Genomic DNA, 21,585 nt, shown 5'->3' with positions numbered 1-21,585 from the left:
ATTTTTGTGACTGTATAAAAGAAGATCTAATGGGGGAATATGAAGCATTTTCTTGAAATTAGCCAATTATCACGCGAACAAATTGAAGCTCTTTTACAAAGGACTTTATATTTTAAACAGCAAACACATTATCCTTCGTATTCTCAGCATATCGTCGCTAATTTATTTTATGAAAACAGTACACGAACTCGAACAAGTTTTGAATTGGCTGCTCGTCATTTATCAATGACTGTTGTAAATCTGGATCTTCAGACTTCATCCGAGACTAAAGGTGAAGTCATAGAAGATACCATTAGAACTTTGGCGGCTATGGGTATTCAATATTTTGTGATTCGTCATAAGCAGGACAGATTACAGCAAAATTTAGCAAATAAATTAGACAATATAGCCCATATAGTAAATGCTGGTGATGGAACTCATGCCCATCCAAGTCAGGCAATACTCGATATGGTGACTGTGATTGAACAAAAGCCACAATTAGGCAAATTAAAAATTGCTATTTTGGGAAATATTAAACACTCTCGTGTTGCGAATTCTTTTCAATGCATTTGTGAAAAATTAGGTGTTGGGGAGTTGGTTTTGATTTCCCCGGAAATCTGGCAGCCACAACAAGTGCATTATGGTAGAATTACTAATAATTTAAGAGATGGTTTAGCAGATGCTGATGTTATTATGTGTTTACGTGTGCAGCGAGAACGTTTGCTAGAGGATGACCATTTAGATTTGGAGTTTTATAGAAATAATTTTGCACTTACTCAAAGAAGTTTATCTTATGCAAAGCCTGATGCTATGGTGATGCATCCTGGCCTATCAATCGAGGTGTTGAAATCGATGACGATGTCGCTGACAGCAGTCAATCCTTTATTTTGAAACAAGTCACTAATGGTGTTTACGCACGAATGGCTATTCTTGAGTCACTGGTGGCAAAAAAAATGTAATAATAAATGTCATTCTCAATTTTTTATGGTTTTATCCAACAACTCAGATAGACCAAATAAAACCTAAAAACCATGAAGCTACCTCTAAAAGAACCCTTATCAGCAAAATATCTTTATGTCAGCTCAGAAAACATCGTGCATGTGTTTATGCCGGTAGTCAGTGGGGCAGTCATTGGACTAGACAACACCTGCAAGACGGTCTATTCCCTGCAAGAGTTTTTTGGCAAGGGCAGTAATTCAAACAAAAAGGCCACGCTTAAAGGCGAGCTATTAGCATATAAGGAGGCGTTGAAAAGTGACTTAAGCCTATTGGGCGCTGACTCAGTCCTTGTCCAACAAAAGCAAGAACGACTCACCCAGATTGAGGCATACCTAAAAGCAGTTACCCATCTTGAACACCATCGGGAATTAGAGTGTTTAAACAAGGGGTTTCCCAGCTACCCAAGACCTTTAGAGTCGATGATGCAAGATAGGAACACTTCCAATTTATACAGCATGGTGCTACGCCCCACAGAGGAAGATGGATTTCTTCGCTCAGAAGCAGCTAATCCTGTTTTTAGTGTGGCGCATCAGAGTGAAGCAAGGCAAATAGAACATGTGATATCCCCGTTACAACAAGCGCTTATTCAAGCCTATACCCCATTAACCTATGAGGCTCGGGATTTAAAATCGCAAGTGATTCGCCAGACATTAGCGCAGTTAATGCCCCCTGAAACACCCGTTGATTTTGAATGCTTAAGGCAAATCCTGCAAAACACAGTAAAGGTCCTCCTGAATGTAGACGTTGATTTTACTAAAACCAACAAGGTACATTCATCAATCAACAAGATATTGATAAGGCCATGGACTTTAATCCCCAAACAACAGCACCCAAAGATTACATAGAAACCTTATTAGGATACTGTGCTCCCAATATATTTGATACTGAAATCGAATCGCCCTTCAATACCTTAACTCAAGCAGAAGACTGGTCTATAGCCACTCAATTTTTATTAGGCTTCACCAATATCTATGCGGCATCACAAGGCATTATAGGCAAAGACACCAATTTTGGACAAATCCTGGATAGCAATCCGGATTTAAGCAACAGCCTTGCCCAAACACTGGTCCGAGCACAAAATGCTCACGACGATATTGAGGAAATTGCGCTTGCTTGGATGAATACACATGCCACAGAACTGAAACTTAATACCTCCTTCACCCAGGAGGATTTTAAGGCTATTAAAAAAACCTTTGTAACACTCTATTCTCAAATCAAAGACTCCCCGCATTTTGATGAGTTTTTCGTATTAGACACCCAAAAGAAAGGTGATTTTGTCATCCACCAAGGGAATATCTGTATGAGTTTTGCCAAGTTTGCAAGCTCACCCTTCTTTGCACTACCCCAAGAATTGACCCAACCTTTGCAGAGGATGTGCACTCATGCAAGCACCTTAAACACAGAAATCCACCATAAAAACCAGTTAATTCAAGAGGAAGTAGAAATCAAGACTACGATCATGGACCCTACTGCATTGCTGGCCTTATACGAAGGAGTTAATAGCCACAAAGACCCAGAGGTCAGAAAGACTCTTTTAAGACAACTGGCTCTAGAGCGGCCTGATTTTAAACTCCAAATTGATATCAAAGCCTTCTTACAGCATGTGGCTTATGGACAGCAGGATGAGGCCGAAGCCTTACTCAGAAAAGAACTAGGCTTGGCACAAGAATTTTTGCTTGCTCAGAATAGATCATTTACTGACTATTCTGGTCGCACCTTCACCTGCAGTGCTTATGAATACGCCTGGTGGGCTAAAGACACCCATATGTGCCGCATGTTAGAGAAGTATATGGGTGAAAATACCAGGTCTGAGATACTCAAGCGGGTTCAGGTCATAGAAGGGCATCAAGGGCCTGGATTATTTAAAAAACCAAAAGGCTTAACCTACACTCAACAGGGTAAAGTGTATCGAAGCGCACATTTTGATTTAACTCCCTTAAAGAATGCATTAAGAACTTATATTGAAAAGTATGATCAAAGTCTCAAGGCAACTTATACGGATTGGAAAGATCTACACGCACTCTGGATAAAAATTGGTTTTCCTCAGAGAGAGCTACCTGCCCATATTGTTCAGGAATATTGTCATCCCAAGCGTTCATTTGAAGAGGTGGCCAAGAAACCAGCCTTATTGGATGCGGCTAATCCAGATAATCTAGAACGACAGCTTAAGTTTTATGACTTGCTGACTGGGGCTTGTGAGGCATGGTTTACCCCTACGCCTTTTGAGGAAAATTCTGCGCTGGGGGTTTCATTTGCACTATTTCGCGGATGGTATAAGTATGGTGCGTGGGCTCGCATGGGTGTGGCGATTTGCAATACGTACGTACGAAGCATCGCGGCTATTGATTTATCGGCTATAGAAGCCATTGATAAGGTGAGAACAAAAGACCTCGAGCGGTCTCTTGAAAATCTTGCTGCGCCATCACACCTGCAGGCAACTACGATTCGCAGTAGTAAGCCAACTGTATCTCAATAACAAAATAGCAGTAATTCAGGCATCATATAGATAAGGCCAAGTATTGAGTATATAATTCATGTAATTTTCACTACCAATGTTCTAATTATTCAACACATCTAATTTTATTTAGGAAATGACAGTGTTTGCTTGTAGGACAATGCTTGCTGCAAATGGGGTAGACTGACCTTTTTGCTATCACTCATGTCTGCAATAGTTCGTGCAACTTTTAGTAACCGATGGTAACCACGAGCTGATAATTTTAATTTGCTCATTGCTTCTCCAAGAAAATATTGTTCTGATGAACCTAATTCACAGACTATTTCACAGGCTTTAGAACCTAAATTGGCATTGATACAATTTTGACGAGCCATTTGTATCTCCCGTATTTGGGTTACCTTATCTCTGATGGAAGGGCTTTGTTTTTCAGGATCAGTATTCGGTTTAATTAATTCTTCCTGAGGGACTGCGTGAACTGTGATGTGCATATCGATTCTATCTAGCAATGGAGCCGATAATTTTGCTAAGTAGCGGCTGATTCTATCAGGCGTACACATACAGTTGGCTTGTGCATTTCCCCATTGACCGCATGGACAAGGATTCATTGCTGCAATTAACTGAAATTTAGCTGGGAATTCAATTTGTGCAGCAGCTCTTGAGATACAAATATGTCCTGATTCTAATGGCTCTCTAAGTGTTTCTAACACTTGTCTGTTGAATTCAGGTAATTCATCTAAAAATAATACTCCATGATGAGCTAATGAAATCTCACCAGGTTTAGGCGGATTCCCTCCGCCTACCAATGAAATAGGGGAAGCCGTATGGTGTGGCGCTCGAAAAGGAGGAGAGCGCCACTCCCTGAAATCGGGCAATTTCCCACGAATGGAATTAATAGCAGCACATTCTAGAGCTTCGGTTTTGGAAAGTTCAGGTAGTAATGTATTGAATCTTCTTGCAAGCATTGTTTTTCCACTCCCAGGCGCACCACTTAAGAGAACACTATGTCCGCCACAAGCCGCAATAATCATAGCGTTTTTAGCATGATATTGTCCTTTAATATCTGACCAATCTAATTCATGAATGTCTGGTAGAGGAGCAGGTCTGGGAGGTAGGTTTTGTAAAGAGGTGCTTTGATATAGATAGCTGCAGACTTCTCTCAAATTATTAGCAGTTAAAACGTTCTGGCATCCTGTTAGTGAAGCTTCAGTAGCATTGGCAGTAGCGATAATCAGTTGCTGATTGTCATTGTGAGCGGCTAAAACAGCTGGAATAATCGCAGAAACCCCTCTCAGTTCTCCGCTCAAGGCTAATTCACCTATAAATTCATGATTAGCCAGGCTAGCAAGGGGTATTTGGTCTGACGCAGCAAGTATTCCCAAAGCGATTGGCAGATCAAAACCACTTCCAGTTTTAGGTAAATCAGCAGGTCCAAGATTCACTGTGATTTTACGACATGGAAATTCAAATTGGCTGTTGATAATGGCGCTACGTACTCTATCCTTACTCTCTTTAACAGCAGTTTCAGCAAGCCCCACAATGGTAAAGCTCGGCAACCCATTGGACAGATGGACTTCTACTGATACAGGCTGTGCTAATATGCCAATAGTACTTCTTGTTTTAGTGAATGCGAGATTCATAGAGGCTTTTCCTTTTTGGTGTTGGACATATCGACAAAATTTCCTATTTGCGACAGGGTCTATTGACATTTCTACTATTTTTGTTAAAAAAACCTTGATTTTCAGTTCCTTTGATCAAAAATCAAGTTTTTTATCGCTATCTATCAAATGTCAAACAGAGATTAAAAATTATTATTTCATATTTTCTTGTTGCTTTATTAAGTCTTCCACTTGATGTTGTAATTGGTCCAGTTTCTCTCTTGTTCTGGCAAGTACTTTACATTGCACATCAAACTCTTCACGGGTCACCAGATCCATTCGACTGAAAGTAGATTGCAACACTTCTTTAAATTTCTGTTGAATGTCTTTTTCAAAATTTTGTAGACTGGTAGGTAAAGCAGCGAAAAGCTTATGAGCTAATTCGTCGAATTGCTTGGTGTCAAACATGATTACTCCAGATTGTTTTTGCTAACAGTCTAACAAAACTGTTTGATAACGACTATAGCTATCTAACACTATGGAGCAAATATGAAAATGATTACAGCCATCATCAAGCCCTTTAAACTTGATGATGTTCATGAAGCTTTAATGGAAATAGGGGTGCCAGGCATCACTATTTCCGAGACAAGAGGGTTTGGGCGCCAAAAGGGGCACACGGAGTTATATCGAGGGGCTGAATACGTAGTGGATTTTCTTCCTAAAATTAAAATTGAATTGGCTCTACCTGATAACATGGTCGAAGCAGCAATAGAAGCGATTTGTAAGTCAGCGTACACAGGTAAAATTGGTGACGGAAAGATATTTGTTTATGCTCTAGAGCAGGTTGTGAGAGTGAGGACAGGGGAAGTTGGTATAGATGCTCTTTAGCCTGATCGCTTGGTAGGCTATTTGTACTATTCCAGGAAAAAAATAAATTTATTGTTCATTATTTATGCAATTGGGCTTCGCCAATAAATGGCTTTTTGTGTGATTACAGCATCCAAAGGAACATCCCATGGTTGTGGTTCTATGTAATCAACTCTTTGAAATTGATAAGCTACACCTAATAGGTGTGCTTTAGATTTATCTGCCAAAGTGCGATCATAATATCCTGCCCCCATTCCCAAACGAGTACAATGAGCATCAAAAGCCACTAATGGCATGATAATTAAGTCTAACTCATCAACAGGAGATGCCAATTCCTTATCTACGTCAGGTTCTGGGATGTTGTATTTATTCATTTTAAAGGGAGTATTGGGAGTAGCTGGTAAAAAAGAAAGGGTTAAATCGTTATTTAATACTGGAAAATAGCAAAATTTACCTTGTAGAGGGGCACTTTTCCAGAGAGGGGTTAAATCCACTTCTCCATTGACAGCAAAATATAATGCTATTCGTTTAGCTTGTCTGTATTGCTCCAATGAACGGATTCGCGTACAAATTTGATTAGAGGATGTCGTTCTGTAGGAGACAGAGAGTTTAGAACGTACTTGCTTTATTGTATTTCTTAGAGCAATTTTATATTGGTCTGACATAGTTTAATATCGCTTATTCTTTTCTTATTATTATAAGTTCAAAGTTCAGCTATTAGTATATATTAATACATATTTGTGTATATTTTCTGATTTATAAATACTTAGTGGAAATGCTAGACTTCTTTTTTTATATAAATTAATTAAAAACTACTAGGCAAAAAATTAAAAATGGGGTATATAGCCGTCCTGGAATTTAGTTCCATCAGATCTCTTTCGAAATTCTACTGCATTGAGTAATGCTTTGTCGGTATGATGATCGAATCTTGTACTAGCTTGTTATATTTTGGTTCTGTGCTTCGTGCCCATTCATACTGACTGCTTTGCAGCGTGTTCAAAAGAGATCTGATGAATGTTGCTTTTTAATTCTTTGAGGGAAAGATAATGAGTGACTTATTTGAAGAAGATGAAGAAGAAGTAATTGAAGTTGTTGATGATTTTGATGATGTTGAAGTTGATACCGAGATTGTGGAGACGTCGGGTGTCAGTTTGGATGCTCGTAGACGGTTGGAAAATATGTTAGAAGAGAAGCGATTACAGGATGAATTAAAAGACTTCATGGATTATTAATGTCTACTCGTATTTTAGAAGAAAAAGGGGATAGAGCGCCATCATTTGAAATAAATGATCGCATTTTTCTGGGGGAGGGGCTATTTGAAACCATTAGAGTCGATAGCTCCAGACCCTGTTTCGCTCATTTGCATTGGGAACGACTAAACAATTCAGCATGCCAATTAGGTATTCCTTTTGAAATTTCATTTGAAGATTGGCTCGAATATCTCATTCAAAAAATTAAAAAGGACAATTTGTATCACGGAGGAATTAAAGCTATTTTAAGTGGTGGTCCTGCCCCAAGAGGCCTAGCAGAACAAGGACAAGTTAGCCACTTAATACTTCAGACCTTTAATTATTCACTCCAAAAACATCCTATTCGATTAATTAGTGTAGCTTGGTTAAGGGATAAGAATAATCCAATTTATAGGTTAAAGTCAGTTAATTATTTGGAAGCAATTATTGCACAACGACAAGCAGTCGCGTGCGGAGCGGATGATGCTTTATTTTTTAACATGGAAAATCATGCTACTGAGACAACCTGCGCTAATTTATTTTTAATTGAAAATAATATCTTATATACGCCTGGAATAGAAGATGGTATTTTGCCAGGCATTACACGAGCACGATTAATTGCATTATGCCAGCAGAATGAGATTATCGTCCAAGAAGCAGCTCTAACTAAAAAAAGAATTGAAGGAGCTGATGCCGTTTTCTTAACGAATAGTTTACAGGGAATCAGAAGAGTACTCTCACTGGATCAAGCTGTTTTTGAGGTAAATCACCCTATTATTGATCAATTAGTATTTCTATTAAATCAGGATGAGTGTTAGCAATCCTAAGCCAAAAATCATCCTATGATTTCTTTTTCAAAAGATTAATAATTAATAAAAAGAAAATAGCTAAACCAGTAAGCACAATACCGCCATTTCTATAAAAATGGCTAGGATTTGTTAAGGCATCCATACCAGCATAGCCAAAATAAGTGTAAATAATTTCTGCAGGAATTAGAAAAATAAAAGTAGTTATTAGATATATGCGGAATGTGATTCCCGTCACTCCAAGACCATAATTTACTATGTTAAAGGGAATAATTGGGAATAGGCGCAAAAGGGCAACAAATATCCAGCCTTTTTGATCTACACCAGCAATTAATTTATTTAGTTTTCCATTTTCTTTACGTGAGAACCAATCATAAATTAGATGTCTTGTTATTAGAAATGCAATGGCTGCACCAGTGGTGGCGCCCAATAAGTTGAGTAGGGTACCTAATACTGGTCCAAAAATAGCTCCACCTGCAAGAGTAATCACCATAGTTGGCAAAAGCAACAGGGTTGCTAGGCAGTAAACAATTAGAAAAAGAACAGGCGCCAACCAGCCTAGATCGTCGATGTAATCAATGATCTCCAAAGAGAAATTTTGAAAGGCCACTGCACAGATAATTAAAGCAATGATGGCCAAAATGAAGCAAAATATCTTAATAGTGGTATTATTTTTAATTAATTATATCGCCACTTTATTACAGGAATTATCTAGCTGCAAGTTATCATTAGCAATGTACTAAATCTAATTCAAACATAGTGAAAGAAAAAAGCGATTTTTCATTCTTAAAATGGCAAGAGGACTTATTGCTCAGAAAGGACTATCCAAATCATCTTGAATCTTGCAAAATAAGTTATAAACATATAACTAATGCGAATTGATGAGAAACAAAAATATGGGCTATTTAACCTGGAAGGAAAAACAGAAGCAACGAGCTAGGAAATGGATAAAAGCGTTTTTGGCAAAATGGTTTAGAATTGAAGTTAAAGGGCAATATCAACCAGGTACTCATTCTGTCATTATCGCTAATAGAACTTCAGTAATTGATGTCTTGCTACTCTCTGTATTTTTACCTGAGCAATTGACTCTAGTCTTGCATCCCAAGATGTTTAAAAAAATATGGGTAAAAATGTTGCTGCTTTTTGCCGAAGTGATTGCTATTAATCCTAATAGTTCCCAAGCTGTAAGAATTCTAATTAAGGCAATCCGCTCGGGTAAACGTTGTGTTATTTTTCCACAGGGCTTATTAAGACAACAAGAAGACAGCTTAAAGGTATTTGACGGTCCTGGTGTCGTGCTCCAAAAGTCTGGCGCTGAGGTGATACCTATTCGTATCGAAGGGGCTGAATATAGTATTTTTTCTATCAGTAAGAATAAGCATCGTATACGGCTGTTTCCCAAAATTACTCTTCATGTATTGGCTGCTCAAAAATTTGCGCAGGAGAAAAAAACGCCAGTTAATCGATCGGCAGTGAGCTTGCGTTTATTTCGCCTAATAAGTGATTTTTCTTTTGCAAACAGTTTTCATCCTAATTCTTTATTTTCAGCATTAATTGAAGGGATTAGTGTAGGAGTTAAAAATAATGCAAAAATAGAAGACAGTAACCGAACTCCTTTAACATATAGACAGTTTCTTGCACGCTGTTTCATTTTGGGACGCCAAATTAAAAAGCAAACAGCACCAGGAGAGAATGTGGGAGTGATGATGCCAACTACCATAGCAGGCATGGTTACTTTTTTTGCTTTACAAGCTTATAGACGTATCCCAGCTATGTTGAATTTTAGCATGGGCTTTTATAACTTGTATTCTGCCTGCAATACCTCTGGGATTAAACTAATTTATACAGCAAGGCAATTTATAGAAACTGCTAAATTGGAAACTTTAGTGGAGGAGCTACAACAAGCAGGTATTAAAATTCATTATTTAGAAGATTTTAAGCCTACTATTAACTTAGGTAACAAGCTTTCTGGATTGCTTAAAGGTGCATTTCCAGCTTTAACTTATCATTTACTCGGCGAAAAAGTATCACCTAATCAAACTGGGGTCGTGCTTTTTACTTCAGGTTCTGAAGGGAGACCGAAAGGTGTTGCTTTAAGTCATTCCAATCTATTAGCCAATTGTTGGCAGATGACATCCAGGGTAGATTTTACTCATAGAGACGTATTATTTAATTCTTTACCTATATTCCATTGTTTTGGTCTTACAGCTGGAAGTGTGCTTCCATTAGTGAATGGTTTAAGCTGCTTTTTTTATCCTTCCCCACTGCATTACAAGGTAATTCCTGGATTGGTTTATCAGACAGGGGCTACAATTATGTTTGGTACAGATACTTTTTTAACTTGGTACGCACGAGCAGCAGATAAGCACGATTTCAATAGTGTCCGCTACATTTTTGCAGGGGCTGAGAAAGTAAAACCAGAGACTATTCGATATTGGAGTGAAACTTTTGGGGCAAGAATTTACGAAGGATATGGGGCTACAGAAGCATCACCGTGATATCACTGAATTGTCCTTTAGCATCAATGTTGGGCAGTGTGGGTATGATTTTACCTTTTATGGAAGCAAAAGTAGAGCCTGTGGAGGGAATCGCACAAGGCGGTCGTTTAAAACTGCGTGGCCCTAACATCATGTTGGGGTATATTAGTGAAGACAAACCTGGAGCAATTATAGCTCCTAGAGATGGCTGGCATGACACCGGTGATATAGTAACCATTGATTCTGAGGGATTTATTACTATTGCCGGGCGTGCCAAACGGTTTGCCAAAATTGCGGGGGAAATGGTATCACTTACAGCAGTTGAGGGTATAGCCGCTTCAATATGGCCTGAATTATTAAATGCGGCTATTGTTCAGAAGTGTCCAAGAAAAGGAGAACAGATTATTCTGTTTACCGAAGCGGAACATGCTGATAAAGTGTCTTTTATAAAAAAAGTACACGAAAAAGGACAATCAGAATTATTAGTTCCCCATACTATTTATTCAGGATGTAAGATCCCTGTATTGCCCTCAGGGAAAATTGATTATATATCTCTTGATCGGCAGTTTGCTAGGCAGAAAGAAAGCATGGAAACGGTATAAATGAAATTTCTATATATCATATTTATCATAATCGCGGCACTTGTGCTCATTATGTATTTATTCCCCCAAATTAATTTTAGAGAAATGCCAGAAGGGTTAATGGATGGGAAATTGCCTGAAGAGAAGCCTAATTGGGTTAGTAGTTTGGTAAGTGAGTCTAGTTCGCATTATATTGCTCCTCTAAAGGTTGAGGCTATCTCTAAATTAGTTTCTTGTATTGAAAGCAGGGTTCCTGAGTTGAAAATTCAGAAACAAGAAGTCTCTTTTTTAATAGGTTACAGACAAAGTCGCGTATTTCATTTTGTTGATTGGTTATGTATCTATGCTAATGGAAATGTTATTTCAAGTGCAACTATGGGGCATTCTGACTTTGGTAAGAATAGGGAGTTGGTGGAGAAAATAAGATCTTTATGCTCTTAATCATTATTGGTAATTTTTAAAGAATGGCATTATTTTTTGAGCACATAACTTCCTGGTGCATCCATTAAAGGAGCAAAATTCAGGTGGCTTATGTCGAGAGAATTAATGTTTTTTCCAGAATGTGATTTAAGCCATTTTAACCATTCAGGCCACCATGATCCTGAATGTTCTTCTGACTGCTCAAACCATTCTTCTGCAGTGAGGTTGGTATTGCTATTAGTTCTATAGCCATATTTTTTCAAAGAGGGTGGATTAACAATGCCTGCAATATGGCCGGACCCTCCTAAAACAAACTGTTTTGGACCATTCATTATCTCAAATCCCTTATAAGTCGTTTTCCAGGGAGCAATATGATCTTTCTGAGTGGATAAAAAGAAAGTAGGGATATCAATTTTGGTTATATCAATAGGAGTATGATTGAGATGAATTTTTCCAGGTTTGATTAAGTCATTATGCAAATACATCCAACGTAAATATTGAGAATGCATAGTCGCAGGCATATTAGTTGAATCAGCGTTCCAATAAAGTATATCAAAAGGAACTGGGTTTTTGCCTTGTAGGTAATTCTTTATAAAGAAAGACCAAATTAAATCATTTGCTCTCAATGAATTAAAGCTAGAAGCCATAAATTTCCCAGCGAGATAACCCTTAGACTTCATCTCATCTTCAAGGTTATTAATTTGCTGTTCATCTATAAAAACAGCAATGTCACCTGGATCACTAAAATCAATCATTGAAGCTAAGAAGGTTGCACTTCGAATGGAATTATCCTGATGTGCCTTATTAAAAGCTAAAAGAGTAGCGAGGAGCGTTCCTCCTATGCAAAATCCTAGCGTATTAATTTCTTTAATATTCAACTGTTTTTGGATTACAGAGATCGCTTCGCGAGGGCCTTCATTTAAATAATCATAAAAATTTTTATTAGCATAAGCGCCATCGGGATTAACCCAAGAGATAACAAAGACAGTAATCCCCTGCTCTACTAGCCAGCGTACTAAAGAATTATGCGGGCTTAAATCTAAAATATAGTATTTATTAATCCAGGGAGGGATAATTAACAGAGGAACTGATTTTACTTTTTGAGTTTGCGGAGAGTATTGAATTAACTCCATCATGGGATTACGAAATATGACTTTACCTGGAGTTGTTGCAAGATTCTCACCAATTTTGAATGCCTCAGTATCGGTCATTTTAATGATCAGTCTTGAGGAGCCGGCTTCCACATCGGACAGTAAGTTATGCAACCCACGCAATAAGTTCTTACCATGACTTTGTAATGTTTCTGCAATCAACTGGGGATTAGTGTGAATAAAGTTAGTTGGCGACAAAGCATCGATGTATTGTCTAGTAAAAAAACGTAATCGTTTAGCTAAAATTTCATCGCCATATTCCATATTTTCCAGCAAAGAGTTCATGTGTTCATTAGCTAAGAGGTAATGTTGGCTTAACAGATTAAAAAATGGATTATGGAGCCAGTCTTCTCCGCTAAAACGCTGGTCATTGATTGGCATGGGCTTCCCTTCAAGCCAATAGCTAAATTGGGCTTGAGCCAAGCTTAAGGCATCTTCCAAGTAATTTAACTGCATTCGCCATACTTTTTCAGGATTTTTTAAGATGATAGCGATTAAATTTTGGAAATGTTCTGTCAGATCAATATATTCATTAACCAATGCAGGAAGAGGAATCGGTTTTTCTTTTAAGTCTGTTATAATCTGCAAGCTTTTTTTAGCTACTGCTTGCATTAATTCGCTTAATTCAGTGTCATGAGTCATCCTTGCTCCTGAAAACATAATATAATTGTTTATTTTTATTTGTTTGCTGATGTTTATCAAGATTATTTTACTATGGCATAGAGAAGATTTTAATTGCGTATTTCCTTGCCAATAAGGTAAAATTTACTATTTGTCGTATATAGAACCAATTTAGTACTATATTTATACTATGGGTAATAAATTTTTATTTTAAGAGAATAGTACCAGATAACGAACGTTCAGATAATAAGACGGAATGGCATCAATAAGCACCTGCCAATTTCTTAATCTCATAAAACGTTATTGTCTTATCTAAAATAAGACTAATTTGGTACTAGATTATTCGTTGCAGGGGTGTTATGCTGCGCATCAGTAAATTAGCCGATTATGGAACAGTTGTGATGGTATATCTAGCCAAACACACAGAAGAATTGTGTAATGCGAGAGATATAGCTTTACATACCCATTTAAAGGTACCGACTGTAAGTAAATTACTAAAACGCTTGACGGGAGCAGGATTATTAACCTCTGTACGTGGTGTTTCTGGAGGGTATAGATTGCAAAGGCCGGCTACTGAGATATCTGTTTCTCAAATTATATTTGCCTTAGAGGAGCATAGAGGTTTTACGGAATGCAGTTTGCAACCAAACGATTGTTTTTTACAGGGAGTATGTGCTATTCAGGGAAATTGGCGCTTAATTAGCCATGCGATAGAAGCTGCTCTTGATAGTGTCAGTTTGGATGCATTGGCAAAACCAACTCTTCCAATCAAGGATGTTGAGCGAGTTCGAGAATTAGCAAGTGGGGTAAGTCGTGGCTAAAAGCAGTGAGCAATTAAATTCTCTGCTCGATAGAGAATATCAACATGGTTTTGTAACTGACATAGAAGTAGAAACTTTTCCTCCTGGGTTGAATGAGGAGGTGATTCGCCGTTTGTCAGCAGTGAAAGGAGAACCCGAATTTTTACTCGAGTGGCGATTAAAAGCATTCAGACACTGGCTTACTATGCCTCATCCGGCGTGGTCTAGTGTGCACTATCCTCCTATAGATTACCAATCTATTTCCTATTACTCAGCCCCTAAAAGTAAGAAGAATGCACCCAAAAGCTTGGCTGAGGTGGATCCAGAGTTACTTAAGACCTATGAGAAATTGGGTATCCCCCTAAGAGAGCAGGAAATGTTGGCTGGTGTCGCGGTTGATGCTGTATTTGACAGCGTTTCTGTAGCAACAACCTTTAAAGCGAAATTAGCAGAAAAAGGGGTAATTTTTTGTTCATTTTCAGAAGCAGTACGCGAATATCCTGATTTGATTAGGGAGTACTTGGGATCAGTGGTTCCTTATAGAGATAATTTCTATGCTGCGTTGAACTCTGCTGTATTTAGTGATGGATCGTTTGTTTATGTCCCCAAGGGTGTAAGATGCCCTATGGAGTTATCTACTTATTTTCGTATTAATGCGGCATCTACTGGTCAATTTGAGCGCACGCTTATTATTGCTGATGTTGACAGCTATGTATCCTATTTGGAGGGATGCACTGCACCTATGCGTGATGAAAATCAATTACATGCTGCTGTGGTTGAATTAGTGGCTTTAGATGGAGCGCAAATTAAATATTCAACGGTACAAAACTGGTACCCTGGCGATAAAGAGGGTAAGGGAGGTATTTATAATTTTGTAACCAAGCGTGGGGCTTGTCGTGGTAAGCGATCTAAGATTTCTTGGACACAGATTGAAACGGGTTCTGCAATTACCTGGAAGTATCCTAGTGTTATTTTGCAGGGCGATGATTCTGTTGGAGAATTTTACTCTGTTGCGTTAACTAATAATTTCCAACAAGCCGACACTGGTACTAAAATGATCCATTTGGGGAAAAATACTCGCTCTACTATTATCTCAAAAGGAATCAGTGCAGGACGTTCACATAATGCTTATCGTGGCTTGGTTCGCATTACACCGACAGCGACTAATGCGCGTAACTATACTCAGTGTGATTCCATGCTAATGGGTAGCCAATGTTCAGCGCATACTTTTCCTTACATTGAAGTTAAAAATCCAACAGCACAAGTAGAGCATGAAGCAACCACGTCAAAAATTAGTGAAGAGCAATTGTTTTATTGCCAGCAGCGCGGTATCGATACCGAAGATGCCGTTTCTATGATTGTTAATGGATTTTGTAAACAGGTTTTAAAAGAATTACCTATGGAATTTGCAGTGGAGGCCACTAAATTGTTAGGTATAAGCTTAGAAGGGGCGGTAGGTTAATATGCTAAGAATTAAAGAACTGAATGTAGCGATTAATGCACAATCTATTTTAAAAGGTATTAATCTTGAGGTTAAGCCAGGTGAGATCCATGCTATTATGGGACCTAATGGATCTGGAAAAAGTACCCTGTCTAAAGTTTTGGCTGGGCATCCCTCCTATGAAGTAACCTGTGGTGAAATTTCTTATTTAGGACAGGACTTGTTGGTTATGTCTCCAGAAGAAAGAGCACGAGCAGGTATTTTTATGTCTTTTCAATATCCAGTAGAAATTCCTGGTGTAACCAATATTAATTTTCTTAAAGCTTCAGTGAATGCGGTTCGTAAGGGACAGGGCAGGAACACTTTAGATGCCATAGAATTCTTAAGTTTTATTCGAGAGAAATGTCAACTGTTGGATATGGATGAAAGTTTTTTATACCGAAGTATTAATGAAGGGTTTTCAGGCGGCGAAAAAAAACGTAATGAAATATTGCAAATGACGGCTTTAGACCCCAGACTGGCTATTCTTGATGAAACAGATTCTGGCTTGGATATTGATGCCTTAAGAATTATTTCTCAAGGAGTGAATTCCATGCGTTCCTCAGAACGTTCTATTATTTTGGTTACCCATTATCAGCGATTACTTGATTATATTGAGCCAGATTTTATTCATGTATTAGCGAATGGCCGTATTATCACATCGGGAGATAAATCCTTAGCACTTGAATTGGAGCAGAAAGGTTATAGCTGGCTTGAAGAAGCGGAGCAGTTATGAACGAAATTTTGGATTATTATCAACAGCAAGCCAAATCTGGGCTATCGTCAATACCTTGGCTTGCACAAATGCAGTCTCAGGCATTAACTGACTTGAAACGCCAAGGTTTCCCTACTCGATACGATGAGGAATGGAAATATACTCTTGTTGATCCTTTGCTCCAATGCCATTTTAAGCAATATGATTCTCCGGTGAATTTGGGTGTTGAGACGATATTAAATGATGCACCAGTAAAAAAACGTCTTTTAATACAAAATGGTTCTATTTTAGGAGATGAGGAATGGATAACCTGCTTGCCCAAAGGAGTATTGGTTCTGCCTTTATCTTCAGCATTAAGTGATTATGCTGATTTGGTAAAGCCTTATCTGGGAAAGATTTTAGAACAAACACATGGGTTCCATTATTTGAATACAGCGCTGATTCAGTGTGGTGTATTTATATATATTCCTGCTGATGTTGGCATGGAAGAGCCGATTGTTCTAACCCATGCTCAAAACCAAACGAACCAGGCTGTTTACTTAAGACATTTGATTCTCGCAGAAAAAGCATCTCAGATGACCCTTATTGAAGAGTATCATGGTGAGAAGGACAGTTGCTATTTTACCAATAATGTTACCGAAATTTTTCTGGGAGAAGGTGCGAAATTTAATCATTATAAAATTCAAAGAGAAAGCAAGGCTGCTTACCATCTGGGGCATGTAGCTGTTAAGCAATCCGCCTATAGCCAATTTTCCAGTCATTCTTTAAGTTTAGGGGGTAAATTGGTGCGTAGCGACATCAGTGTCTATATGCAGGAGGAACACGCACAATGCCTTATGAATGGTATTTATGCTCCAGGAGAAGGGCAGCATGTTGATCATCATACAATGGTACACCATTTGGTACCTAATTGCCGAAGTGATCAAGATTATAAAGGTATCCTAAAAGACCATTCTCGGGCGGTATTTAATGGTAAGGTCATTGTAGCCAAGAATGCACAACATACCGATGCCAAGCAACAAAACAAAAACTTGCTTCTTTCAGCTAACGCCGAAGTGGATACTAAACCGCAATTAGAGATTTTTGCTGACGATGTATTATGTTCACATGGGGCGACCGTTGGACAATTGGACGAAGAAGCAATATTTTATTTAGCGACACGTGGAATTAGTCGTGATGAAGCTTCTCATTATTTGATTCAAGCGTTTGCCAATGATAATTTGTGCCTTATTCCAAATCGTGAGTTAGCTGATTGGATGGCTAATTTATTAACTCAACAGTTGGGGTATGCAGATGAGTACTAATGCTTCATTGATGACATCCTTGGATATTAATAAAATTCGAAAAGATTTTCCTATCTTGGATCAGAAAGTTAATGAGTATGATTTGGTCTATTTTGATAACGCTGCCACAACACAAAAACCCAGATCTGTAATTGATGCCATGACGCAATTTTATGAGCATGATAATTCTAATGTACATCGCGGAGTTCATACTTTAAGTGTCAGAGCAACAGAGATGTATGAAGAGGCTAGGGCAAAGGTCAAGAGATTTATTAATGCGCATTCACCCAGAGAATGTATTTTTGTACGTGGCACTACGGAAGCAATAAATTTAGTTGCTCAGAGTCTTATTGCTCCTCGTATCTTACCTGATGAAGAGATTTTAATAACTCATATGGAGCATCATTCTAATATTGTTCCTTGGCAAATGGTTTGTAAGAAAATGGGATGTAAATTACAGATCGCTCCTATTTCTATTAGTGGTGAAATACTATTAGAGGAATTTGAAAAAAAATTAAATGAAAATACTAAAATGGTTGCGATTAATTATGCTTCAAATTCCCTGGGAACCATCAATCCAGTTAAAAAAATGATAGAGATGGCCCATGAAGTAGGAGCTAAAGTATTAGTAGATGGTGCTCAGGCGACAGCTCATTTGCTAGTTGATGTTCAAGATTTGGGTTGCGACTTTTACGCATTTTCTGGCCACAAGATGTATGGCCCTACTGGAATAGGTGTTTTATGGGGGAGAGAAGAATTATTAAATAGTATGATGCCTTATCAAGGTGGAGGAGAAATGATTCACTCCGTGAGCTTTGATGCGACAGAATACGCAGCACTTCCTCAAAAATTTGAAGCAGGCACTCCCAATATTGCTGGGGCAATTGGTTTGGCCGCTGCGATTGACTACCTTTGGTCTTTAGATTTAGAGGCCATTTCGGAATACGAAGCGCAATTGCTAAATTATGCGACGAAGGCAATCCAGTCAGTGAAAGGTTACAACATTATTGGTACGGCTGCTAATAAAGTACCTATCATATCTTTTGTTCATGGAAAAATTCATGCTCATGATATTGGAACAATTCTTGATAGCGAAGGAATAGCAATACGAAGTGGGCACCATTGCACTATGCCTTTAATGGATTTTTATGGGGTTGCAGCGACTTCTCGCATTTCATTAGCTATTTATAACACATTCAAAGAAATTGATTACTGCATGGAGGCTCTACAACGAGTGAAAGAGGTATTTGCATGAGTATGGAGTTACGAGAGCTTTATCAGGAAATCATCATTGATCATAATCGCAATCCTCGTAATCACCATGTGATGGAGGATGCTACTACTCAGGCAAAAGGATTTAATCCCTTATGCGGCGATAAATTAACTGTTTATATCAAAGTGCAAAATAATTTGATTCATGATTTAAGCTTTGTAGGGTGTGGATGTGCCATCTCCCAAGCCTCCGCATCATTGATGACTGACGCCTTAAAAGGCAAATCAGTTGAGGATGCTCATGAATTGTTTCATCGTGTTCATAGGATGTTGACTCAGGATACAGATGATTATTTGACCTCTATGGATAAATTAACTGTTCTTGCTGGAGTTAAAGCATTTCCAGCACGGGTTAAATGCGCCACTTTAGCATGGCACACTTTAGAAGCAGCACTAAATAAAGAAACGGATATAGTGAAGACTGAATAATTTTGTTGATAGACTACGATATTCTAGGTTGAAAATACAAGTGGTTTGAGATAACGAAATTTCTTGTTCATAACAGACAAGTAGATTTATGAGAGGCACCTCATGTTTGGCTTTAAGAAGAAACAGAGTAATGAATCAATAAAAGAATGTGTTATTGCAGCCCTTAGAGAGGTTTATGATCCTGAGATTCCTGTAAATATCTATGATCTCGGTTTGATTTATGATATTGCAATTAATGATGAGGGCCTTGTTCATATTCAGATGACTTTGACAACTCCTGGGTGTCCTGTTGCCCAAACTTTTCCAGGTACAGTGGAGCAGGCAGTTTTAAAAGTAGAAGGGGTTAGTGATTGTACTGTTGAGTTAGTGTGGGAGCCTCCTTGGTCCCAGGACAGAATGAGTGAAGCTGCTCGTTTAGAGCTGGGAATATTTTATTGATTATGTCTGATATGCCGTGGTTACCGTCTGCGTCCATTCCGTTATTGCGTTTGCGTGCCGAGTTAATAGCTAAAATCCGTCAATTTTTTACAGATCGTCAATATTTAGAAGTTGAGACTCCTGTTATGGGGAGGTATGGAATTACCGATGTGTATCTTAGTAATATTAGAGCTATTTTTAGGGATGAAATTTATTATCTGCAAACGTCTCCTGAGTATCATATGAAACGGCTATTGGCCGCTGGTAGTGGCCCCATTTTTCAATTGGCGCGTGTTTTTCGCGATGACGAATTAGGGCGTTGGCACAATCCTGAATTTACTTTGCTGGAATGGTATCAAATCAATATAGATCACCATGCTTTGATGGATGAGGTGGATTTACTATTACAAACCATTTTGCAATCAAAGCCCATGATCAGAAAAACCTATCAACAAGTTTTTATAGAAGCTTGCGAGATTGATCCTTCTATAGCTTCTATAGAGCAATTAAATAAAATTTTGTTACAACATAATTTGGATAAGGTATTATCCCCTCAGGAACAAGATATTGATCAATATTTGTTTTTATTAATGAGCCATATTGTGGAGCCGTTCTTAGCGCAGGATCCTATGCCGGTTGCCGTTTATAATTTCCCTCCTTCACAGGCTGCTTTGGCACAAGTAAAAAATGGCGTGGCTGAGCGTTTTGAGGTGTATTATCAGGGAATTGAGTTAGCAAATGGATTCCATGAATTGACCAATGCTAAGGCGCAAAAAAAGCGTTTTATTATGGATCAGCAATATAGGAAACAAAAAGGACTGGCAGAGATGGAAGCTGATAAATATCTTTTAGAAGCCTTAGAGCATGGGTTACCACCATGCAGTGGCGTTGCTTTGGGTATAGATAGGTTGTTGGCATTAGCCTGAAGCAACCTAATATTGCTAATGTATTCTCATTTGATTTCTCTAGATCTTAAATAATAGAAGTAGCCGGTTTATACAGAATAAAAAAATGTTGCTTCGTGTTTATTATAAAAGAGATTCAGAACTCTTGAGTTGGGTATTGACTGAAATTGCTTTATTGTATTTAAATCAGTTTTTCCCTGTAGTTTGATTGTAAAAATCAAATGTTTTGCCTTTTGCGAGGCTATCCATTTTTTGATAAGGGCATAGGCTCGATCAGGATAGCAGGCGACGTCCGACAGAACCCAATCATAGGTATTGGTTAATAATTCAGGATCTAAGGCAAAGGCACTTTGTTTTAAAAAGGTGACTCGTGGAAGTGCCATGATCTTGGCATCCAGTTCAGCTTTATCCACGGAAGTAACTTGGGCTCCCAGTGATTGCATCACGTAAGTCCATCCGCCTGGGGATGCCCCCAGGTCTAAAACTGTTTCACCAGGTTGAGGATATTGATTTAATAGAAATAAGGCTTCCCATAATTTTAGATAAGCACGATTTGGGGGATTAACTTTGTCCTCGATAAAATAACAATTTCCATCTGGCCATTTTTTTAATCGTTTAGTGCTAAAGAGTAATGTATTGCGATCAAGAAGACTAAAGACTCCTATGGGTGGTATCTCTGTGGTAACGGGAAAAGAGGATAGTAATGATGGGCATTGGCGTAGTTGCTCCTCAATTAATCGAGATCTGCGAATTTCGGTAACAGGATGTAGATACCAGAATTTTCCGGCTCCTCTGAGTATTTTGGCTGCTTCTGAAATGGATTGAAAGTGTGTGATTTTTGGTTCAAGCCAAACATCTAAAGCAAAGCAAACATCAAGTTTTTGATGTGGAGAAAAAATTAAAGAGTTTATTATCTTGGATATCTCTCCTAACTCCTCAGAAAGTTCTTCTATAAATTCTGGTTTTGTTACGTAGATAGTAGAAAAATTATTTGGTAGTTCCATAAGAAATAGACTTCTATGAGTTAAAATGGTTTTGTATGAGGCAAAAATTTTAAACGACGTCATTGCGAATGAAGTAAATCCAGAGCTGATTTGCGCTAGG

The 21,585-nt window shown here is 38.2% G+C and carries 17 protein-coding genes and 4 pseudogenes; 15 read left to right on the top strand and 6 right to left on the bottom strand.

Annotated elements, in window-relative coordinates:
- Window positions 1-39 precede the first annotated feature (39 nt).
- Together OK13_RS07365 and OK13_RS07360 are read left to right on the top strand one after the other, a co-directional pair.
- A pseudogene (locus OK13_RS07365) lies at window positions 40-938 on the top strand (aspartate carbamoyltransferase catalytic subunit).
- 72 nt (window positions 939-1,010) lie between these two features.
- Window positions 1,011-3,454 (top strand): annotated as a pseudogene (locus OK13_RS07360) (SidC).
- 104 nt (window positions 3,455-3,558) lie between these two features.
- Here the strand turns inward: OK13_RS07360 and OK13_RS07355 are convergent.
- Both OK13_RS07355 and ubiK read right to left on the bottom strand, forming a co-directional pair.
- Window positions 3,559-5,070: a YifB family Mg chelatase-like AAA ATPase gene (locus tag OK13_RS07355; protein WP_035889450.1), complete on the bottom strand. Its 1,512-nt coding sequence runs from the start codon at window positions 5,068-5,070 to the stop codon at window positions 3,559-3,561.
- Between the two features lie 171 nt (window positions 5,071-5,241).
- Window positions 5,242-5,496: a ubiquinone biosynthesis accessory factor UbiK gene (gene ubiK, locus OK13_RS07350; protein WP_035889447.1), complete on the bottom strand. Its 255-nt coding sequence runs from the start codon at window positions 5,494-5,496 to the stop codon at window positions 5,242-5,244.
- A gap of 81 nt (window positions 5,497-5,577) precedes the next feature.
- Between ubiK and OK13_RS07345 the strand changes: the two genes are divergently transcribed.
- Window positions 5,578-5,916 carry a P-II family nitrogen regulator gene (locus OK13_RS07345; RefSeq protein ID WP_035889445.1) on the top strand — a complete coding sequence of 113 codons (339 nt, stop codon included), beginning with the start codon at window positions 5,578-5,580 and terminating at the stop codon, window positions 5,914-5,916.
- Window positions 5,917-5,978: 62 nt separating this feature from the next.
- Here the strand turns inward: OK13_RS07345 and OK13_RS07340 are convergent, their stop codons facing one another.
- Window positions 5,979-6,560: a 5-formyltetrahydrofolate cyclo-ligase gene (locus tag OK13_RS07340; RefSeq protein WP_035889444.1), complete on the bottom strand. Its 582-nt coding sequence runs from the start codon at window positions 6,558-6,560 to the stop codon at window positions 5,979-5,981.
- 381 nt (window positions 6,561-6,941) lie between these two features.
- Here OK13_RS07340 and OK13_RS07335 point away from each other — a divergent pair, with 381 nt between their 5' ends.
- Window positions 6,942-7,127, top strand: coding sequence for a PA3496 family putative envelope integrity protein (locus OK13_RS07335; RefSeq protein ID WP_035889442.1), 186 nt, complete (start codon window positions 6,942-6,944; stop codon window positions 7,125-7,127).
- A complete protein-coding gene (locus OK13_RS07330; RefSeq protein WP_035889437.1) occupies window positions 7,127-7,942 on the top strand; it encodes an aminotransferase class IV in 816 nt (271 codons plus the stop codon). Before OK13_RS07335 ends, OK13_RS07330 begins: the two co-directional genes overlap by 1 nt.
- A 22-nt stretch (window positions 7,943-7,964) precedes the next feature.
- Here OK13_RS07330 and OK13_RS07325 read toward each other — a convergent pair whose 3' ends face one another.
- Window positions 7,965-8,609 (bottom strand): VTT domain-containing protein, encoded by a 645-nt coding sequence (locus OK13_RS07325; protein WP_052117614.1) that lies wholly within the window; start codon window positions 8,607-8,609, stop codon window positions 7,965-7,967.
- 217 nt (window positions 8,610-8,826) lie between these two features.
- On the opposite strand from OK13_RS07325, the pseudogene OK13_RS07320 reads away from it, so the two are divergent.
- Window positions 8,827-11,009, top strand: a pseudogene (locus tag OK13_RS07320) (AMP-binding protein).
- The gene (locus tag OK13_RS07315; protein ID WP_035889431.1) at window positions 11,010-11,429 is read left to right on the top strand and encodes a DUF1499 domain-containing protein; all 420 of its coding nucleotides are present in this window, start codon (window positions 11,010-11,012) and stop codon (window positions 11,427-11,429) included.
- Window positions 11,430-11,458: 29 nt separating this feature from the next.
- Here the strand turns inward: OK13_RS07315 and OK13_RS07310 are convergent, their stop codons facing one another.
- Window positions 11,459-13,201 (bottom strand): PHA/PHB synthase family protein, encoded by a 1,743-nt coding sequence (locus tag OK13_RS07310; protein ID WP_035889428.1) that lies wholly within the window; start codon window positions 13,199-13,201, stop codon window positions 11,459-11,461.
- 338 nt (window positions 13,202-13,539) lie between these two features.
- Between OK13_RS07310 and OK13_RS07305 the strand changes: the two genes are divergently transcribed.
- From OK13_RS07305 to epmA, 8 genes and pseudogenes are all read left to right on the top strand, one after another.
- Window positions 13,540-14,001 (top strand): SUF system Fe-S cluster assembly regulator, encoded by a 462-nt coding sequence (locus OK13_RS07305; protein ID WP_035889422.1) that lies wholly within the window; start codon window positions 13,540-13,542, stop codon window positions 13,999-14,001.
- Window positions 13,994-15,442, top strand: coding sequence for a Fe-S cluster assembly protein SufB (sufB, locus tag OK13_RS07300; protein WP_035889420.1), 1,449 nt, complete (start codon window positions 13,994-13,996; stop codon window positions 15,440-15,442). The genes OK13_RS07305 and sufB overlap by 8 nt, the downstream gene beginning before the upstream one ends.
- Before the next feature lies 1 nt (window position 15,443).
- On the top strand, window positions 15,444-16,196 hold the full coding sequence (gene sufC, locus OK13_RS07295; RefSeq protein WP_035889417.1) for a Fe-S cluster assembly ATPase SufC: 753 nt from the start codon (window positions 15,444-15,446) through the stop codon (window positions 16,194-16,196).
- On the top strand, window positions 16,193-17,479 hold the full coding sequence (gene sufD / locus OK13_RS07290; RefSeq protein WP_035889413.1) for a Fe-S cluster assembly protein SufD: 1,287 nt from the start codon (window positions 16,193-16,195) through the stop codon (window positions 17,477-17,479). Before sufC ends, sufD begins: the two co-directional genes overlap by 4 nt.
- Complete coding sequence (locus OK13_RS07285) at window positions 17,469-18,713, top strand: aminotransferase class V-fold PLP-dependent enzyme (RefSeq protein ID WP_152571625.1); 1,245 nt, start codon at window positions 17,469-17,471, stop codon at window positions 18,711-18,713. The genes sufD and OK13_RS07285 overlap by 11 nt, the downstream gene beginning before the upstream one ends.
- A complete protein-coding gene (gene sufU / locus OK13_RS07280; protein ID WP_035889411.1) occupies window positions 18,710-19,159 on the top strand; it encodes a Fe-S cluster assembly sulfur transfer protein SufU in 450 nt (149 codons plus the stop codon). Before OK13_RS07285 ends, sufU begins: the two co-directional genes overlap by 4 nt.
- 102 nt (window positions 19,160-19,261) lie before the next feature.
- On the top strand, window positions 19,262-19,597 hold the full coding sequence (locus tag OK13_RS07275; protein ID WP_035889408.1) for an SUF system Fe-S cluster assembly protein: 336 nt from the start codon (window positions 19,262-19,264) through the stop codon (window positions 19,595-19,597).
- Window positions 19,598-19,599: 2 nt separating this feature from the next.
- Window positions 19,600-20,552: pseudogene (gene epmA / locus OK13_RS07270) on the top strand (elongation factor P--(R)-beta-lysine ligase).
- Window positions 20,553-20,570: 18 nt separating this feature from the next.
- Here epmA and OK13_RS07265 read toward each other — a convergent pair.
- Window positions 20,571-21,485: an SAM-dependent methyltransferase gene (locus tag OK13_RS07265; protein WP_035889467.1), complete on the bottom strand. Its 915-nt coding sequence runs from the start codon at window positions 21,483-21,485 to the stop codon at window positions 20,571-20,573.
- Window positions 21,486-21,585: the final 100 nt, after the last annotated feature.

It is taken from the genome of Legionella norrlandica, assembly GCF_000770585.1.
Taxonomy (GTDB): domain Bacteria; phylum Pseudomonadota; class Gammaproteobacteria; order Legionellales; family Legionellaceae; genus Legionella; species Legionella norrlandica.
The sequence above is the reverse complement of the archived record's forward strand: the minus strand, read 5'-3'. Positions and strand labels throughout refer to the sequence as shown.

Coding starts and splice junctions, on each gene's coding strand:
- OK13_RS07355 (WP_035889450.1), bottom strand. CDS start 5,070: ATGAATCTCGCATTCACTAAAACAAGAAGTACTATTGGCATATTAGCA.
- ubiK (WP_035889447.1), bottom strand. CDS start 5,496: ATGTTTGACACCAAGCAATTCGACGAATTAGCTCATAAGCTTTTCGCT.
- OK13_RS07345 (WP_035889445.1), top strand. CDS start 5,578: ATGAAAATGATTACAGCCATCATCAAGCCCTTTAAACTTGATGATGTT.
- OK13_RS07340 (WP_035889444.1), bottom strand. CDS start 6,560: ATGTCAGACCAATATAAAATTGCTCTAAGAAATACAATAAAGCAAGTA.
- OK13_RS07335 (WP_035889442.1), top strand. CDS start 6,942: ATGAGTGACTTATTTGAAGAAGATGAAGAAGAAGTAATTGAAGTTGTT.
- OK13_RS07330 (WP_035889437.1), top strand. CDS start 7,127: ATGTCTACTCGTATTTTAGAAGAAAAAGGGGATAGAGCGCCATCATTT.
- OK13_RS07315 (WP_035889431.1), top strand. CDS start 11,010: ATGAAATTTCTATATATCATATTTATCATAATCGCGGCACTTGTGCTC.
- OK13_RS07310 (WP_035889428.1), bottom strand. CDS start 13,201: ATGACTCATGACACTGAATTAAGCGAATTAATGCAAGCAGTAGCTAAA.
- OK13_RS07305 (WP_035889422.1), top strand. CDS start 13,540: ATGCTGCGCATCAGTAAATTAGCCGATTATGGAACAGTTGTGATGGTA.
- sufC (WP_035889417.1), top strand. CDS start 15,444: ATGCTAAGAATTAAAGAACTGAATGTAGCGATTAATGCACAATCTATT.
- sufD (WP_035889413.1), top strand. CDS start 16,193: ATGAACGAAATTTTGGATTATTATCAACAGCAAGCCAAATCTGGGCTA.
- OK13_RS07285 (WP_152571625.1), top strand. CDS start 17,469: ATGAGTACTAATGCTTCATTGATGACATCCTTGGATATTAATAAAATT.
- sufU (WP_035889411.1), top strand. CDS start 18,710: ATGAGTATGGAGTTACGAGAGCTTTATCAGGAAATCATCATTGATCAT.
- OK13_RS07275 (WP_035889408.1), top strand. CDS start 19,262: ATGTTTGGCTTTAAGAAGAAACAGAGTAATGAATCAATAAAAGAATGT.
- OK13_RS07265 (WP_035889467.1), bottom strand. CDS start 21,485: ATGGAACTACCAAATAATTTTTCTACTATCTACGTAACAAAACCAGAA.